Source organism: Pseudomonas azotoformans (assembly GCF_900103345.1).
GTDB lineage: Bacteria > Pseudomonadota > Gammaproteobacteria > Pseudomonadales > Pseudomonadaceae > Aquipseudomonas > Aquipseudomonas azotoformans.
In genome coordinates, this window is record NZ_LT629702.1 from 1,347,937 (window position 1) to 1,363,673 (window position 15,737).

Genomic DNA, 15,737 nt, shown 5'->3' on the forward strand with positions numbered 1-15,737 from the left:
GTCGGATACGTCTTTGAATGCTTGGTTAAAAGTGCGTAGGCGATTGTCGGAATATTCCTAGGGCTTCCAGCCTGACCTTGTTTTAGCCCAGTTAAATCAAAGGGTGGAGGGGTTCAGGGCTTGGACTATATCCGGGAGTGTCCGTATCGTTTTGTTGCGCGGTGCTACTGTTTATTTGGCGTTGCACGAAGTGATGCGGAACTATCCATGCGCGTAATAGATCGGGCAACTACGCTCAGTAGTTGTTCGAAACTGACATTTCAACTCAGGTAGTAGAATGATGAGTACTATTCACGAACAGGCTATGAATTATGTTTACCAGCAAGTTCTGCAGCGTTTGGTCGGGCACTTTAATCGTGCAGAGCGAACAGCGCTTCAGTTGTTGGTCCAGCGAATTGTCGTGGCCGCAGGTGGCATGGAACAGGTGGGAGAGTACAAGGTGTTGATGGCCCACGGTGGGGGTGAAGTCAGCAGCTGCACCCTGGCATTGCTACGTGCCGCACAGTTGACCATCGCCGGGCGCGCGCCACGAACCTTCAAGCTGCGGGTGGCGACGTTGCGCCATTCGGGTATGACCGAGAGCAGGCTCGACAGTCTCAATCAGGGTTACGGGCGCTTGTTCCTGCACGATGATCCGAGGGTTGAACTGCTGATGGTGGAGAATCAGGAAGTGCTGCCCTTCAACCATCAACGGCCGGTCTCTGCTGTGGGGCGAGAAATCAGCCAGCGCAACATGCTGATGATCGGCCACCTGAGCTCCGGTGATTGCCGGGCCACCTTGTGCAGCGACACCTATCTGGCACTTGGGAATTTCTACCAGCGTGTGACCACTTGGAATGGCGGGGTGCATGCTCTGGTCAGTGGCGATTCCCCGCGCAAGCAAGGCCAGTTTCTGGCCTGGCTGAAGAAAACCGCCCAGAGCGCCGGCGTTCCGATCGCCAGCACCTGGCCGCTGTCGCTAACAGGGTTGTTCGCGCGCATGGACGAATGGAGCGCGGGCTATTACCGCGAGGTCTACGGCGAGCATTATGTCGCAAGTGCCAACCCCTGCAAGGCTGGCTATCGTCACCTGGCCTACATCGGCATCGCCGACCTGCTGGAGGACATAGATACGCGAGTATCACCCATACTGACCGAATTCATGGCTTTTTCGCCTGATCCACTGGGCTTTCATTTCAGCCATCCCAGTTACTCCAACCCCCTGATGATGGCGCACCTGCGTGGGTTACAGGCTCAAAACCTGCGAGACCTCGAGTATGAAGAGGGGGTACAAGGTTTTATCCGCCAGGCTTCTCAGTTCATGCGTCACCAACAGCTTCCCGAGGAATTAATGGCCCAGTTCGGCAGCCATGAAGAGGCAGCGCTGCCGAGTAGCGATGCACAGCGATTCTTCGGGCTGGATGAAATACAGCTGGTGTGCCTGCTGTTCTCTCCGTTTATCCACCATGGCGCGCGCCTGGAAAGCTATTTGCGCCAGTGCCACCCTGGCATGCTGGTGGCCTTGCCTGAGCTGCACAAGGTCCTCCAGGGCAAGCAATCGGCCGATATGTTGCAACAGTGGGTCACCGACACCAGTGGCCTGCCGATGTCCTTGTTACAGCATCTCTACCGCAAACGTCCGGTACCCAACGAGAGTGGCAAATCGCGCAGCGCAGGTGTCATTGCCCATGGCAATATCCCGACCTGCCAATTGTCCGGCCGATGACGCTACGTGGCGAGCGACAAGCGGACTTCGCGTATCAGGCGGTCTACCGCTACATGATCAACCTGATCAATGAAGTCAGCACCGATACCCGTGTAAAGCTGCCATCACTGCGGCAATTGGCGGGGCGCCTGAACGTATCGATCTCGACGATCCAATACGCCTATTCGCTGCTTGAGAAGGAGGGCAGGGTCTACTCGGTGGCCAAGTCGGGTTATTACGCCTGGCCGCTTTCGGCGACCACCGTGGCAGGGGCCAGCGGCGATCTGCTCGATCGTCTCTACGCGGCGGCGCGCAGCCCATGCATGGCGGTGTTCAGCGGCGATGAGCCGGCGTTGCTGGCTTCGCTGGATGGGACCCTGTTGCGCCTGGAGCGTGAGCTGGTGCGCCAGTACCCGCGTCATCTGCAACCCTGGTCACAGCCGTGTGGCGTATGGGAACTGCGTGCGGCACTGGCGGCGCGGTACACCTCGTCGCCCACGCGTTGCTGGCACGCCGACGACATCTACATCGGTGCCGACCTGCGCGGGGTGCTGGATATCCTGATTGAGGTGCTGGGGCTGCGGGGGACCACGGTGATTGTTGAATCCCCCTGTGACTGGCTGATTTTGCGCCTTTTCCAGGATTGCGCGGTGCGCATCATCGAGTTGCCCTGGACCCCTGAGGGGCGCCTGGACCTGGCGACCCTCGATCAACTGTTGCGCGATGAACCGGTGCACCTGGTATTGCTGTCGTCAAAGGTCAGCCTGCCATCCGGCAATGCCCTGCCTGCCCACGACCGTCTCAGCGTGGCACAGATGCTGGACCGGTACGGTTGCTGGCTACTGGAAAACGACACCTTTGGCGAGCTGGGTTTCAAGGAGCCCCAGGCGGCCCTGCGCGAGTGGGTGAACCCAGAACGGCTGATGGTATTTTCTTCGTTCGAGAAAGTACTCGGATCGGAAGCGCCCTACGGCTATCTGTTGTCTCGGCGCATGAGCAGTGAACTACAGCGCCAGTTTTTGCTGCGCTCATTCCGCTTATCGTCAATCCGCCAGCGTGCCATCGCCCGACTTTATCAGAGCGGGCGAATAGACCCGCACTTGCGGGCGTTACGCCATTTATTGCAGGGGCAAGCGGCTGAAATGAGTGGGCGCCTTGAGCAGCATCTGGGGCAGCAGGTGAGTTATCGCATGCCGGCTGCCGGGGCGGCGTTCTGGCTGGGCTCCACCCAGGCCGTCGACATGCGCCAGGTCTTCAAGCGCCTGCTTGCCCAGCAGGTCGTGATTGCACCGGGTGAGCTGTTCAGTGTCAGCGGCCTGCATCATCAGCACTTGCGCGTGAGCCATACCTTTCATGGGCAGCCCAACCTAGAGATCGCCTTGGCTGCCATAAGCGAGGCCCTGCGTCAGGCTCAAGTGGGATGATTGCGTGAAGTTTCTCTTGCTGTTGTAGGATCGATACCGTCGCGCGGCAGTCCAACTCTCAGTAAACTGCCATTTTTTCCGAATCCTTCTTTCCGAGGTTTATGCATGACAATCAGTCCTTTTGCGGGCAAGCCGGCGCCAGCCCAGTTGCTGGTGGATATCCCGCGACTGGTTACGGCCTATTACACTGGCCAGCCTGATGCAGCAATCTCCACTCAGCGCGTGGCGTTCGGTACGTCCGGGCACCGCGGCAGCTCGTTCGAACTGAGCTTCAACGAGTGGCATGTGCTCGCCATCAGCCAGGCGATCTGCCTGTATCGCGAAGCCCAGGGCATCAACGGCCCGCTGTTTGTCGGCCTGGACACCCATGCATTGTCGACGCCTGCCGGTGCCAGTGCCCTGGAAGTGCTGGCTGCCAACGGCGTGCACGTGATGTTGGCCGAAGGTGATGAGTACACACCGACCCCGGCCATTTCCCACGCCATCATCTGCTACAACCGTGGTCGCACCAGCGGGCTGGCTGACGGCATCGTCATCACGCCGTCGCACAACCCGCCACAGAGTGGCGGCTACAAGTACAACCCGCCCAACGGCGGCCCGGCCGACACCCACGTGACCAAGTGGATCGAAGCCAAGGCCAATGAACTGCTGGCCAATAAACTGGCCGGGGTCAAGCGCATTACCCATGCGCAGGCACTCAAGGCGGATACCACTCATCGCCACGATTACCTCAACAGCTACGTGGCCGATCTTGTCAACGTGATCGACATGGACGCCATCCGCAGCGCCGACCTGCGCCTGGGCGTAGACCCGCTGGGCGGAGCAGGGGTGCGCTACTGGTCGGCGATTGCCGAGCACTACCGCCTGAACCTCGACGTAGTGAACACCGAAGTTGACGCAACGTTCCGCTTCATGAGCGTCGACTGGGACGGCCAGATTCGCATGGACCCTTCCTCCAGCTACGCCATGCAAGGCCTGATCGGTCTCAAGGAACGGTTCGACGTGGCCTTCGCCTGCGACCCGGACCATGACCGTCACGGCATCGTCACCCCGTCCGGCGGCCTGCTGGCGCCGAACAACTACCTGGCCGTGTCCATCGACTACCTGTTCCAGAACCGTCCTGACTGGCGCGCAGACGCGGCGGTGGGCAAGACCGTGGTCAGCAGCGGCTTGATCGATCGCGTGGCGGCCCGCATCGGCCGTCGCTTGTACGAAGTGCCGGTCGGCTTCAAGTGGTTTGCCGATGGCCTGTTCGAAGGCTCGCTGGGCTTTGGCGGCGAAGAGAGCGCGGGCGCCTCGTTCCTGCGCAAGGACGGCACGGTCTGGAGTACCGACAAGGATGGCCTGATCCCGGCGTTGCTGGCAGCGGAAATGACCTCGCGCAAAGGCCAGGACCCGAGCCAGATCTACCGTGGCCTGACCGATGCCCTGGGTGAGCCGTTTGCGATTCGCGTGGACGCCAAGGCCACGCCGGCGCAGAAAGCCTTGCTGGGCAAGCTGTCGCCCGATCAGGTGACCTCGACCGAGCTGGCCGGCGAACGCATCCAGCAGATCCTCAGCCACGCGCCGGGCAATAACCAGGCGATCGGCGGCTTGAAAGTGATGACCGAAAACGGCTGGTTTGCCGCACGGCCATCGGGCACCGAGGATATCTACAAGATCTACGCCGAGAGCTTTGTCGGTGACGATCACCTCAAGCAGTTGGTGGAAGAGGCGCAGGTGTTGGTGGACGGCGCCATCTCCGACTAACGCTGCAATATCAATGTGGGAGGGGGCTTGCCCCCGATAGCGGCGTGTCAGTTTGCATCTCTTTTTCTGAAACACATCCATCGGGGGCAAGCCCCCTCCCACAGTTGATTGAGGTCAGGCCAGGTCTACCAGGACGATTTCGCTGTCCTCGATCGCGGTTACCCGCAAAACCTGTTCATTCTCTACCGCAACACCGTCTCGCGCTTGTGCACGCAAGCCATTGACTTCAATCACGCCCGTCGCCGGCACTAGATACGCACGACGCCCACCGTCCAGCCGGTACTCGACAGTTTCCCCGGCTTTCAGGTTCGCTGCCACCAGTCGCGCATCCGCACGAATACGCAGGCTTTCATTGTCCCCGGCCTTGCCACTGGCCAGTGTCACAAACCCCTCGCGGTCGCCTTTCGGAAACGGCTTGGCGCCCCACGAAGGCGGCAAACCGGCTTCATTCGGAATAATCCAGATCTGGAAAATCTTCGTCGGCGCATCTTCCAGGTTGTACTCGCTGTGAGCGATCCCGGTGCCCGCGCTCATCACCTGTACATCACCGGCCTCGGTGCGGCCTTTGTTGCCGAGGTTGTCGGCATGGCTGATTGCACCTTCACGAACATAAGTGATGATCTCCATGTCGCGGTGCGGGTGCTGCGGGAAGCCGGTGCCGGGCGCGATGATGTCGTCGTTCCACACCCGCAGGTTGCCCCAGTGCATACGCTTGGGGTCGTGGTACTCGGCGAATGAAAAGTGGTGATGGGCGTCAAGCCAGCCATGGTGGGCGCCGCCCAGGGAATTGAAAGGTCGAAGTTCAAGCATGATCGTCTCCTGTGGATGGCCCTATGATCCTGCATCCCATGATCGATAAAAAGCGTAAAAAATGCCTGATTCCTATCGATTTCATAGATTGTTTAGTGGGGTTTGGACTTTCAGTTCATCGCCTAACTGCATGACCGCAAAGCAATTGGCTGGAACTGAGCGTCGATTCCAGCGACCATGGCGCACTTGTCACAACCCAGCTCAACGCAGGAGTCCGCGTGTCGCAACAAAAGCCTGATCTTCCTCCCGAACTGCGCCCCTTGGCTGAAATGCCGCTATTGAAACGCTTGGCCGCGCGCCTATTTGGCCATGGCCTGACCCGCTTGCGCGCCCAGCATCGGTTTTCCTGGTTGCACGGGCAGGCCGACGGTTTTCGCAGTGGGCACGAGGCGGGCGTGGAGTACGGTTACCGCGAAGGCAAGGCCGATGGCATCGAGGAAGGCCGGCAGGTCCTGCTGATTCGTGACTTCCGCCCCGATGAGCACCGTGCGCCGAGCGTGGACGACAGCCTGTTCGATGATTGGCGCCTGCCACTCACCGCCGAGTTGAAGAAGCGCATCAAGGCCGATGTCGCGCGATTGCTACCGGCCCATGCCCAGCCCAGCGCGGCGCAATGGAAGATGATTTTCAGCGATACACCTTCAACCTCGGTGATTGCCGGGGCTGGTGCGGGTAAATCCACCTCGCTGGTGCTGCGTATCCTGTTGCTTACCCATTACCTGGGCTTTGAGCTGAGCTCCATGACGGTGGTGACCTTTACCCGCGAGTCGCGCAAAGACTTCATCAACAAGCTCATGGAAATTCTCAACCTGTGGGGCCAACCCCTTGGTATGAAAGAAGCGCAGGCCGTGGTGCGTACCTTTCATTCGCGCATTCTGCCGATGGTGCGCAGCCTGCCGGGCTTTGAACGCCTGCAAGCGTTCGAAAACCTCCGCTCGGGCTTTGAAGATGCCGACAGCAACCCCTTTGACTTGCGTATCAACGATGCCCAGCGCCAGCAGATGAATGCCTGTTATCACCACCTGCACGGGCGGCACCCACGCTTTCGCGACCTGATTGCGCCGCTGGCGCGCCATGGCCTGCAGCTCAAGGAACTGGAGCGTGATCATCCTGACGTGCAAAAGCGCGTAGCGGTGACCGAACTGGCAGCCAAGCGTGATGAAGAGCTGTGTGATGTGATCGAGGACCTGTGGTTTCGCGCAGGTGCCTGGCCGATCAAGGGCATCGAGCCCAGTCGCCAGACCGTGGAGATCAATGGCGCGCAATTCCACTGCCATGGCTATATCCCTGAACTGGACGCCTGGGTCGTACTGGGCTTCGACTCACGGGAAAATGCCCAGCTCAGCCGGCCCAACGCGAAACTGTCGGTGCGCGCAGAATGGGCGGTAAAGCGCACCTTGTTTCAAGCTTTCTGTCGTAAACCATTGATATGGATGGATAGCTACGAATCGTCAAAGCGCCTTTTGAGTAGCTTGGCCGGTGATGCCGCTGCAGGGCCAGGCTTCGATTACAAGGTCCAAGGCGAGCTGGCTTCGGCGCCGTTGCTGGACAGTTTCGTGATGGCGGCCGGATTTATCGAGAACCTTGGGCTGGATGTGCCCACTGCGGTTGGGCAGATGAGCTTCGCCAAGGATGATCCGGACCGCTTCTTCTTCGAAGCCCTGAGCATTTTCTGGAAGGCCCTGGAAGATCACCTGCTGGACCAGTCGCCGCCGATCATGACCTACAACCGCATGTTCTCGCTGTTCGGCGAGAACACCCCGGAAAACCTCAAGCTGCTCAGCGACCCACTGTTACGGCCGCTGTCGCACCTGATGATCGACGAGTTCCAGGACGTTTCGCCCCAGATCGTCTCGTGGATCCGCGCCAGCCTGCGCGAGATCCGCAGCCGTGGCCCGGCCATGCACGTCGGGCGTGGCGCCCAGCATTCATCACTGTTGTGTGTGGGAGATGACTGGCAGTCGATCTACGGCTGGCGTGGGAGTTCGCCCAAGTACTTCATGGAATTCAACACGGAGTTCCCATCGCCTGCCACCACCCGAGTGATGCTGGGCGAGAACTACCGCAGTCACCAACACATCATCGACGCGGCCGAGCATATCGTGCGCGCCGCACCCGCCATCCCCGGCAAGAAGGCCAAGGCCAGCGGGGCCCCCAAGGCTTTGGTGCCGGTGATGGTGCTGGAGCGGGACGATGCGGCAATGGGGCGGCAGTTGCTGGAGCATTACCAGCGCGGCGAATCAGTGTTAATGCTTTATCGAAAAAGTAGCGATAAGTTACTGATTCAACAGAATATTCATTCTGTAGTTAATGTGGATTCTAGCTTGCCGCCACTGGCCCGCAGGCTAAAACAATTGACCTACCACAGCGCCAAGGGGCTGCAGGCCGATGCGGTATTCCTGCTTGGGGATTGCCAGCATGTCACCCATTCCCCGTATAAAAACCAGGTGTACCGCATGGCGGGCCTGGGCAAGGACGGGGACAGCAAGCCGTACGACAACGCGCAGAAGGACGAGATCTTGCGCCTGGCGTATGTGGGCATCACCCGGGCGGTGAGTCATTGCTACTGGTACGTGGAAAAGCCCGAAGGCCAGGCGGTGAATGTGCCCAAGGCGTCGGAGCGGGTAGATGGCAGGAAAGCATTTTTTGATGATCAGCGCTTTTAGGCGCTGATCACTCAGGCCCGCAGGGACTGCGGCGGCACAAACGACTCCAACTCGTCCTCCACCGCCTCGATGATCCGCTCCACATCCGCGGCATTCATCACCGTGGCACAAGGGATGCCGGCGATGGCGATCAACGTCTCGCCGCTGACGCGGTCGAACAGGCGGGCGATCATGCTGCCGGGCGCGTCCATGCTGCCCTCGAAGCCCATCGGATGAAAATGCCAGCGCATCAGCTGGCAGGCGTTGGGGAACGTCACTTTGTTCATGTTGCCCACCTTGTTCATTGAGCGCTTCCTTTAGCTCGCGGCAGGGGGCCATGACCTTCACTGGTCGTGGCATTGTAGAGCTTAAAAATAGCATTCGTTCGTCACCGCAAGGTGACTTTTTCGGCCCCGTTCGGCGGTTGTTTTCCATAAGGTTGATGTGGATCATGTCCTACTTGTGATTGGGCAATAGGCCATTAGTCAGAAGTGCCAATTGGCCATTGAAGCGCTCGCAGAAATTCGGCACTCTCCAAGGTTTACCCGCCGCAGAGCCTTCCATGCCCGACATCGCTGCAGACGATGAATGCCAGCAATCCCACGCCACGCGAGAGTTGGTGCTGCGCCATCACCTCTGCTGGCGCCACCGGGACCTGGAAGGCGTGATGTCCTACTACCACCCGGACATCCAATACCACGACTTTTTCCAGAACCGTGTCGTCGGTTTCGCCGACTTGCGCGATTACCTGCAAGCGAGCATGCCCCGTGAGGCTGACGAAGCGATCGAACACTCCGACCGTATCCGCGCCGACGGCGACACGGCGTTCATCCAGTACCGCATCACCCTGCGTGGCGGCCAGGGGCTGGTGTCATTCCGCACCAGCGAAGCCATTACGGTGCGCGACGGGCTGATCTGGCGGGTCAACGAATACGCGTCCCTGGTGCACGAACAGCCGGCCCAGGCCGTACGGCCCTCGGTCAGCCGCCTGGGCCTGTCGCCCCAGCAATTGGGGCACATGGCCAACGACCTGCAGCAGTATTTCGAGCGCAAGCAACCTTACCTGGACCCGGAACTGGACCTGCAACGGGTGGCCAAGGAGTGTGGCTACAGCCGCAATCAGATTTCCTACCTGCTGAACCAAGTGTTGGGGCAAAGCTTCTATCGCTACGTCAACCAGGCAAGGCTTCAGCATTTACTGGCCGCGCTGGATCAGGCCATGCCGCCGATCAAAGTCGATGACCTGGCGTTTGCCGCCGGTTTCAATTCGTTGTCGGCGTTCTACAGCGCGTTCCGTCAGCATACGGGCCAGTCGCCCAAGGCCTACGTCAAACAAATTTCTGTGCGTGCACGCGCGCAAGACAGCCCATAACACGGCGCTCTAGGATCAACCCTATCGAAACGAGGTAGGGGAACCTGGCATGCCGGCATGGCGCAACATCAGTTTATGGATGGACCAGTTGGACGACCCGCTGCAAGCGCGGCCGACACTGGAGCATGACCTGGACGTCAACGTGGCCATTATCGGCGCCGGTTACACCGGGCTGTGGACCGCGTATTACCTGAAGCGCCAGGCTCCCGAGCTGAAAATCGCCATCATCGAAGCGCAAACGGCCGGTTTCGGCGCCTCTGGCCGTAATGGCGGCTGGCTGATGGGTAATCTGCTGGGTGAGGACCGCTTGCTCGCCGGCCTGAACCCCGAACAACGTCGCGCTTCGTTTGACCTTCTGCATGCCATCCCCGACGAAGTAGCCCAGGTGCTGGCACATGAAGGCATCGACTGCGACTACCGCAAGGGCGGTGTACTGTACTGCGCCGCCCGTTACCCGGAGCAGGAAGGCAGCCTGCGCCGCTATTTGGACAAGCTCTACGCCCAAGGCCTGACTGAAGCCGACTACCGCTGGCTCGGCCCGCAGCAACTGGCCGAACAAATCCGCATCGCCAAGCCCTATGGCGGTATTTATGCGCCCCATGTCGCGACCATCAACCCTGCCAAACTGGTGCGCGGCCTTGCGCGGGTGGTCGAGAGCATGGGCGTGACGATCTACGAAAACAGCCCGGTCACCCACTGGCAATCCGGCAGCCTGCGTACCGCAAAGGCCGGTGTACGGGCGGCCTGGGTGGTGCCGGCGGTGGAGGGCTATGCCACTACATTGCCGCCGCTGGGCCGTTATCAACTGCCGGTGCAAAGCCTGATCGTCGCCACCGAGCCGTTGCCCGCCAGCACCTGGGATGAAATCGGCCTGAGCCAAGGCCAGGCCTTTGGCGAAAGCAGTCGCCAGGTCACCTACGGTCAGCGTTCGGCGGATAACCGGCTGGTGTTCGGCGCGCGCGGCGGTTATCAATTCGCCGGGAAGCTACGCCACAACTTCGATTTGACCGACAGCGAAGTGGAGCTGCGTCGCTACCTGTTCGGCGAGCTGTTCCCACAGCTCAAGAACGCCAGGATTACCCATTCCTGGGGCGGCAACCTGGGCATGTCGCGCAATTTCCGTCCGCACATGCTCTGCGATCACAAGACCGGCATCGCGCTGTCCGGCGGTTACGGCGGGGAGGGTGTTGGCGCGACCAACCTGGGCGGCCGCACCCTGGCCGACCTGATCCTGGGCCGCGACACGTTGTTGACCTATCAGCCCTGGGTCATCCGCGAACGCGGCCTGGACGCGCTCAAACCCTGGGAACCCGAACCCTGCCGCTGGCTGGGCTACAACGCGATCATTCGCAGTTTCGTCCATGAAGACCAGGTACTGGCCAACCCCAACACCGCCCCTTGGCGCCGCAAGCTGGCGACCGGCGTGGCCGGGTTCATGGAAGGTTTCATGCACTAAGTCGTTTCATCCACACGGAAAAGCCCATGAGCATCACTCAATTCAAAGACACGCTGAACGCCCACCTGCCGGACTCGTCCCCCGTCGCCGTGCCCTTGGGCGAACCCATCGCCGTTGCGTCAACCCTGAGCGTCGAGCGCAACGACGGCGTCGAGACCGGCATCTGGGAGTGCACCCCAGGCCGCTGGCGTCGGCAGATCAAATCCCAGGAGTTCTGCCACTTTATCCAGGGTCGCTGCACCTTCACCCCGGATAACGGTGAAGTCGTTCATATACAAGCCGGTGATGCACTGATGTTGCCGGCCAACAGCACTGGCATCTGGGATATCCAGGAGACCGTGCGCAAGACCTATGTATTGATCCTGTAACGCTTTGATCCTTGATCGCCTGCCATAAAAACAGCCCTAAAACCGCCAGGAAATCGAACCATGAAAGTCATTGCCCTGTTGCCCTTGATGTTGGTGGCCTCTGTCAGCCAGGCCGCCGAGACGGTGAAAATCTACAACTGGTCGGACTACATCGCGCCGGACACCACCAAGAACTTCCAGAAAGAAACCGGCATCGGTTTCACCTACGACGTGTACGACAGCAATGAAACCCTCGACGGCAAATTGATGACCGGTAAATCCGGCTACGACGTGGTGTTCCCGTCCAACCATTTCATGGCCCGGCAGATCCAGGGCGGGGCCCTGAAAAAGCTCGACAAGAGCCAGTTGCCCAACTGGAAGAACCTCAACCCGGTGCTGCTCAAGGCCCTGGAAAACAACGACCCGGGCAATGCCCATGGTTTCCCGTACCTGTGGGGCAGCACCGGCATTGGCTACAACATCGACAAGGTCAAGGCCGTACTGGGCGACAACGCGCCGGTGGATTCCTGGGACCTGATCTTCAAACCGGAAAACATGGCCAAGCTGCAGAAATGCGGGGTGGCGATCCTCGACAACGGCCCGGAATTGCTGCCGGCCGCGCTCAACTACCTGGGCTTGCCGCACCACAGCAAGAAACCCGAGGACTACAAGAAGGCTGAAGACCTGCTGATGAAAGTGCGACCTTACGTGGCGTACTTCCACTCCTCGAAATACACCGCCGACCTGGCCAATGGCGATATCTGCGTGGCCGTCGGCTTCTCCGGCGACATCCTGCAAGCCGAAAGCCGCGCCAAAGAGGCCAAGAACGGCGTGAACATCGGCTACAACATCCCCAAGGAAGGCGCCGCCATCTGGTTCGATATGGTCGCCATGCCCGCCGATGCGCCGGATGAAAAAGCCGGCTACGCGTTCATGAACTACCTGCTGCGTCCGGACGTGATGGCCAGCATCACCAACTACGTGCACTACGCCAATGGCAACCAGGCCGCCGACAGCCTGGTGGACCCGGCGATCAAGGCCGATACCAAGGTGTACCCAAGCCCGGCAATGATGGGCAAATTGTTTGCGCTGGAAGCGATGCCGCTGAACATCGACCGGGTGCGTACGCGGGTGTGGAACACCGTCCGTACCGGCCGCTGAAATTCCGTGGTGAGCGGGCTTGTCCCGCGCTGGGCTGCGAAGCGGCCCTAATTCCAGCACCTCGGTAGGTGTGGCAGGCCGCCTATGGACCCGTTCTTCACGGCAGGCGCGGTCCATAGAGTTTATAGCGATTAAAACCGATTTCTTAGACTGTCATTTCTGACAGGTTTTATGTTTGGACAAATGACTTAAGCTCCTGATGCCTACTAGTCATCAAATGGAAAAAGGAGTTTTTATGCCAAACGTCCCTGATATCGTCCTGCCGAAAATCAACCCGTTCGGTAGCATGGTGGGTGCGGTAACCAATGGCGGTGTGCCGAGTATTTTCATAGCGACATCGGTCTATCGCGATGAACAAGGTGGAAATATTCGATTTTTTGGCCGAATGGAAGGTTCAGATCCGCTAGCGCCAGCAATCATCCAAGTCGAGATTAAGGATCGTGACACGCCAAGCGGTACTTACACATTAGCGGACAAAGTCTTGAGGGTTATTTACGTCCCGCATGGCTCAACTGCGGGCCGCCTTGCAGTCAGTGCCGAGGTGCTGTTTATTCGCTCCGGTCCGATTGAGTGGATTCGCGGACGTGTGGAGGCTGAAACCCCGCAGGGTGATGTGATAGACGTTGTGTACTCTATCTTCGGAATGGGTTGAAAGGCTTGAAACCGACAGGGCGGTTTTCTGAAGTCGACTTCAGATCGCCGCTCTTTACCGGGTAGTGATATCCGGCATTCACGGATTCTCCAGATCATGCCCCAACGACTGGATAAACAAAGAAAACAGCTCCGGTTGTGACGAGATATCCAGCTTGGCGTACAAGTGTCGACGGTGCACCTTTACCGTGTCCGGCGAGATGTTCAGGCGTTCGGCCATGGCCTTGGACGAGAACCCGCGCAGCACCAGGCGAGCGATTTCCAGTTCGCGGTCCGAGAGCACACCACAGCCGAATTGACTCAGCGCGTCCCGGATCTGGCTACCCATCGCCGGCGTACGCTGGGTACTCTGCTGCCAATGCTGCTGCATCAACGGCAATACCCAGGCCGCCACGGTTGTCATCAATCCGGTCTCCTCAAAGCTGAAGCGCCGTTGCATGCCCAGCGACAGCGATAAGGTCCCCGCGCCCGGTAGTTGCAGGATGAACTGCACCTCGTCTTCCAGCACGTTGTCGTGGAAGTAGTTGAGGAAGTACTCACTCTGGCGAAAATGATCCGGCGCCACTTCCTCCAGGCGGTACACGCCGCTGGCATACCCCTCGCGACAGGCCTGGAAGAACGGGTCGAGCAAATACAAGCCGTTGAGATACACCAGCATCGACGCCGGCTTGCTGCTGGGCTGGGCGTCGTATTCTTCCAGGGCCTGGGGCGGCCCTTCCAAGGGATAGAAGATCGCCAGGGCGTTATCGAAGGGCAGGCATTGGTGCAGCAACAGCACCAACTGCTTCCAGAAGCGCTCAGTGCCGATGTGCTCAACGGTGCGGCCCAGGCCGGCGTGCATCCCAACCTCGCGAAACAGGCTCATGTGACAGGCTCCCGCTGGCAAAAAGATCGGCCAAGGGTTCGGCTTTTGCCGGGTGGCGTCAAGGGGAGTACGCCAATAGGGGAATTGGCTGACATGCCCTCAAGCTTTAACGTCAGCATCATTCAGCGGGAAACATATCCCGTGATGCATCAGATTTTTCGTTTCTGCCTCATACCAAGAACAACGACAGAGGATAACGATATGAGCATTTCCCCCACGCCCGATGGCGTGCTGAAACCCACCTTGAGCGTGTTCGATGTGGTCGCCATCACCGTATCAGCGGTGACGCCGGCCAGTTCCGTGTTTGTGATCGCACCATTTGCCATCCAGCAGGCCGGCAGCGGAGTGTTCCTGGCGTTCGTGATGGCCGGTCTGCTCGCGCTGATGTTTGCGTTTTGCTACGCCGAACTGGGCCGTGCCCACAACAGCGCCGGTGGCGAATATGTATACGCCAAGCGCGTGTTCGGCGGCATGGCGGGCTATGCGACGTTCCTGACCGTACTGGTGATGTTGCTGTTTATCCCACCGGTACTGGCTACGGGCGCGGCAACGTATCTGAATAACGCCCTGGGCACGCAGTTTGATTCGCAGACGGTGGCCCTGGTGATCGTGGTATGCAGCTACGCCCTGGGCATCCTGAATATCAAGCTCAATGCCTGGATCACCGGCACCTGCCTGTTGCTGGAAGTCGCAGCGCTGCTGGTGATCGTGGTGATCGGCTTCGGCAACCCGGTGCAACCGGCCAGCGTGCTGTTCCAGCCGCAGATCGTCGAAAACGGCGTATTGCACCTGGCGCCCTGGGCCTTGGTGATCGGCGCGGTAGGCATCGGCCTGTTTTCCTACAACGGCTACGGCCCGGCGGTGTTGCTCGCCGAAGACATGAAATGCGGCGGCAAAGGCGTGCACAAGGCGGTGCTGTGGTCGCTGGGGTTGGTGGTGATCATCGAGTTGGTGCCGATCACCGCCCTGTTGATCGGCGCGCCGTCCCTGAGCGCGATGATCAGCAGCCCGGACCCCATCGGCTACCTGCTGACCAGCCATGGCAATGAAACCCTGTCGCGCCTGGTCAGCGCCGGGATCTTCCTGTCGGTGTTCAACGCCATTGTCGCCATCGTGATCCAGATCGGTCGCGTGGTGTTCAGCAGCGGGCGCGATGCGCTGTGGACACCGGGCATCAACAAGCTGTTCACGCGCATTCACCCGCGCTGGGATTCGCCATGGTTGGCTACGCTGTTCCTGGCGATCCCATCGGCGCTGCTGAGTTTCAGCTCCAACCTGGCCGACCTGACCTCGTTCAGCGTATTGCTGATCATGCTGGTGTACCTGGTGGTGGCGCTGAGTGCGTTGATGAGCCGGGTGCTGCTGCGTGACCGCGAGCATCCCTACCGCATGCCGTTGTGGCCGCTGCCGGCGTTGGTGGCGGTGCTGGGTGCGGGCTATCTGTTAATGACCTTGATCGTGGCGGCCTCGGTCCGCGACATCCTGATCATCCTCGGCCTGCTGGCCCTGTCGGTGATCCTGTATTGCATCAGTGGCCGGTTGAGTCCGGTCTTCCAGAAATTGTAAGGAGTGG

13 protein-coding genes are annotated in these 15,737 nt (G+C 59.7%); 10 read left to right on the forward strand and 3 right to left on the reverse strand.

What is annotated here, in order from left to right:
* Nucleotides 1-280: 280 nt before the first annotated feature.
* The 3 genes from BLR69_RS05620 to pgm all read left to right on the forward strand — a co-directional run bounded on the left by BLR69_RS05620 (nucleotide 281) and on the right by pgm (nucleotide 4,857).
* Nucleotides 281-1,705: a hypothetical protein gene (locus BLR69_RS05620; RefSeq protein ID WP_071495691.1), complete on the forward strand. Its 1,425-nt coding sequence runs from the start codon at nucleotides 281-283 to the stop codon at nucleotides 1,703-1,705.
* Nucleotides 1,702-3,108: an aminotransferase-like domain-containing protein gene (locus BLR69_RS05625; RefSeq protein WP_071495690.1), complete on the forward strand. Its 1,407-nt coding sequence runs from the start codon at nucleotides 1,702-1,704 to the stop codon at nucleotides 3,106-3,108. Before BLR69_RS05620 ends, BLR69_RS05625 begins: the two co-directional genes overlap by 4 nt.
* A gap of 105 nt (nucleotides 3,109-3,213) precedes the next feature.
* On the forward strand, nucleotides 3,214-4,857 hold the full coding sequence (pgm, locus tag BLR69_RS05630) for a phosphoglucomutase (alpha-D-glucose-1,6-bisphosphate-dependent) (RefSeq protein WP_071495689.1): 1,644 nt from the start codon (nucleotides 3,214-3,216) through the stop codon (nucleotides 4,855-4,857).
* Nucleotides 4,858-4,971: 114 nt separating this feature from the next.
* Here pgm and BLR69_RS05635 read toward each other — a convergent pair whose 3' ends face one another.
* Nucleotides 4,972-5,667 carry a pirin family protein gene (locus BLR69_RS05635; protein WP_071495688.1) on the reverse strand — a complete coding sequence of 232 codons (696 nt, stop codon included), beginning with the start codon at nucleotides 5,665-5,667 and terminating at the stop codon, nucleotides 4,972-4,974.
* A gap of 218 nt (nucleotides 5,668-5,885) precedes the next feature.
* Here BLR69_RS05635 and BLR69_RS05640 point away from each other — a divergent pair, with 218 nt between their 5' ends.
* Nucleotides 5,886-8,333: a UvrD-helicase domain-containing protein gene (locus BLR69_RS05640; protein ID WP_071495687.1), complete on the forward strand. Its 2,448-nt coding sequence runs from the start codon at nucleotides 5,886-5,888 to the stop codon at nucleotides 8,331-8,333.
* An 11-nt stretch (nucleotides 8,334-8,344) separates the two neighbouring features.
* Here the strand turns inward: BLR69_RS05640 and BLR69_RS05645 are convergent, their stop codons facing one another.
* The gene (locus tag BLR69_RS05645) at nucleotides 8,345-8,617 is read right to left on the reverse strand and encodes a DUF1652 domain-containing protein (protein ID WP_071495686.1); all 273 of its coding nucleotides are present in this window, start codon (nucleotides 8,615-8,617) and stop codon (nucleotides 8,345-8,347) included.
* Nucleotides 8,618-8,874: 257 nt separating this feature from the next.
* On the opposite strand from BLR69_RS05645, the gene BLR69_RS05650 reads away from it, so the two are divergent.
* The 5 genes from BLR69_RS05650 to BLR69_RS05670 all read left to right on the forward strand — a co-directional run bounded on the left by BLR69_RS05650 (nucleotide 8,875) and on the right by BLR69_RS05670 (nucleotide 13,300).
* Entirely contained in the window at nucleotides 8,875-9,684 is an 810-nt protein-coding gene (locus tag BLR69_RS05650; protein ID WP_071495685.1) for a helix-turn-helix transcriptional regulator, read from the forward strand.
* A 49-nt stretch (nucleotides 9,685-9,733) separates the two neighbouring features.
* Nucleotides 9,734-11,140 (forward strand): NAD(P)/FAD-dependent oxidoreductase, encoded by a 1,407-nt coding sequence (locus BLR69_RS05655; protein ID WP_071495684.1) that lies wholly within the window; start codon nucleotides 9,734-9,736, stop codon nucleotides 11,138-11,140.
* 26 nt (nucleotides 11,141-11,166) lie between these two features.
* Entirely contained in the window at nucleotides 11,167-11,508 is a 342-nt protein-coding gene (locus tag BLR69_RS05660) for a cupin domain-containing protein (RefSeq protein WP_071495683.1), read from the forward strand.
* A 60-nt stretch (nucleotides 11,509-11,568) separates the two neighbouring features.
* On the forward strand, nucleotides 11,569-12,648 hold the full coding sequence (locus BLR69_RS05665) for a polyamine ABC transporter substrate-binding protein (RefSeq protein WP_071495682.1): 1,080 nt from the start codon (nucleotides 11,569-11,571) through the stop codon (nucleotides 12,646-12,648).
* Nucleotides 12,649-12,883: 235 nt separating this feature from the next.
* The gene (locus BLR69_RS05670; RefSeq protein ID WP_071495681.1) at nucleotides 12,884-13,300 is read left to right on the forward strand and encodes a hypothetical protein; all 417 of its coding nucleotides are present in this window, start codon (nucleotides 12,884-12,886) and stop codon (nucleotides 13,298-13,300) included.
* Nucleotides 13,301-13,378: 78 nt separating this feature from the next.
* Here the strand turns inward: BLR69_RS05670 and BLR69_RS05675 are convergent, their stop codons facing one another.
* Entirely contained in the window at nucleotides 13,379-14,164 is a 786-nt protein-coding gene (locus BLR69_RS05675; RefSeq protein ID WP_071495680.1) for a helix-turn-helix transcriptional regulator, read from the reverse strand.
* Nucleotides 14,165-14,365: 201 nt separating this feature from the next.
* On the opposite strand from BLR69_RS05675, the gene BLR69_RS05680 reads away from it, so the two are divergent.
* Nucleotides 14,366-15,730: an APC family permease gene (locus BLR69_RS05680; protein ID WP_071495679.1), complete on the forward strand. Its 1,365-nt coding sequence runs from the start codon at nucleotides 14,366-14,368 to the stop codon at nucleotides 15,728-15,730.
* Nucleotides 15,731-15,737: the final 7 nt, after the last annotated feature.

Excerpts from the sequence above, each read along its gene's own strand:
- BLR69_RS05620 (WP_071495691.1), top strand. The coding sequence starts at position 281 with ATGAGTACTATTCACGAACAGGCTATGAATTATGTTTACCAGCAAGTT.
- BLR69_RS05625 (WP_071495690.1), top strand. The coding sequence starts at position 1,702 with ATGACGCTACGTGGCGAGCGACAAGCGGACTTCGCGTATCAGGCGGTC.
- pgm (WP_071495689.1), top strand. The coding sequence starts at position 3,214 with ATGACAATCAGTCCTTTTGCGGGCAAGCCGGCGCCAGCCCAGTTGCTG.
- BLR69_RS05635 (WP_071495688.1), bottom strand. The coding sequence starts at position 5,667 with ATGCTTGAACTTCGACCTTTCAATTCCCTGGGCGGCGCCCACCATGGC.
- BLR69_RS05645 (WP_071495686.1), bottom strand. The coding sequence starts at position 8,617 with ATGAACAAGGTGGGCAACATGAACAAAGTGACGTTCCCCAACGCCTGC.
- BLR69_RS05650 (WP_071495685.1), top strand. The coding sequence starts at position 8,875 with ATGCCCGACATCGCTGCAGACGATGAATGCCAGCAATCCCACGCCACG.
- BLR69_RS05655 (WP_071495684.1), top strand. The coding sequence starts at position 9,734 with ATGCCGGCATGGCGCAACATCAGTTTATGGATGGACCAGTTGGACGAC.
- BLR69_RS05660 (WP_071495683.1), top strand. The coding sequence starts at position 11,167 with ATGAGCATCACTCAATTCAAAGACACGCTGAACGCCCACCTGCCGGAC.
- BLR69_RS05665 (WP_071495682.1), top strand. The coding sequence starts at position 11,569 with ATGAAAGTCATTGCCCTGTTGCCCTTGATGTTGGTGGCCTCTGTCAGC.
- BLR69_RS05670 (WP_071495681.1), top strand. The coding sequence starts at position 12,884 with ATGCCAAACGTCCCTGATATCGTCCTGCCGAAAATCAACCCGTTCGGT.
- BLR69_RS05675 (WP_071495680.1), bottom strand. The coding sequence starts at position 14,164 with ATGAGCCTGTTTCGCGAGGTTGGGATGCACGCCGGCCTGGGCCGCACC.
- BLR69_RS05680 (WP_071495679.1), top strand. The coding sequence starts at position 14,366 with ATGAGCATTTCCCCCACGCCCGATGGCGTGCTGAAACCCACCTTGAGC.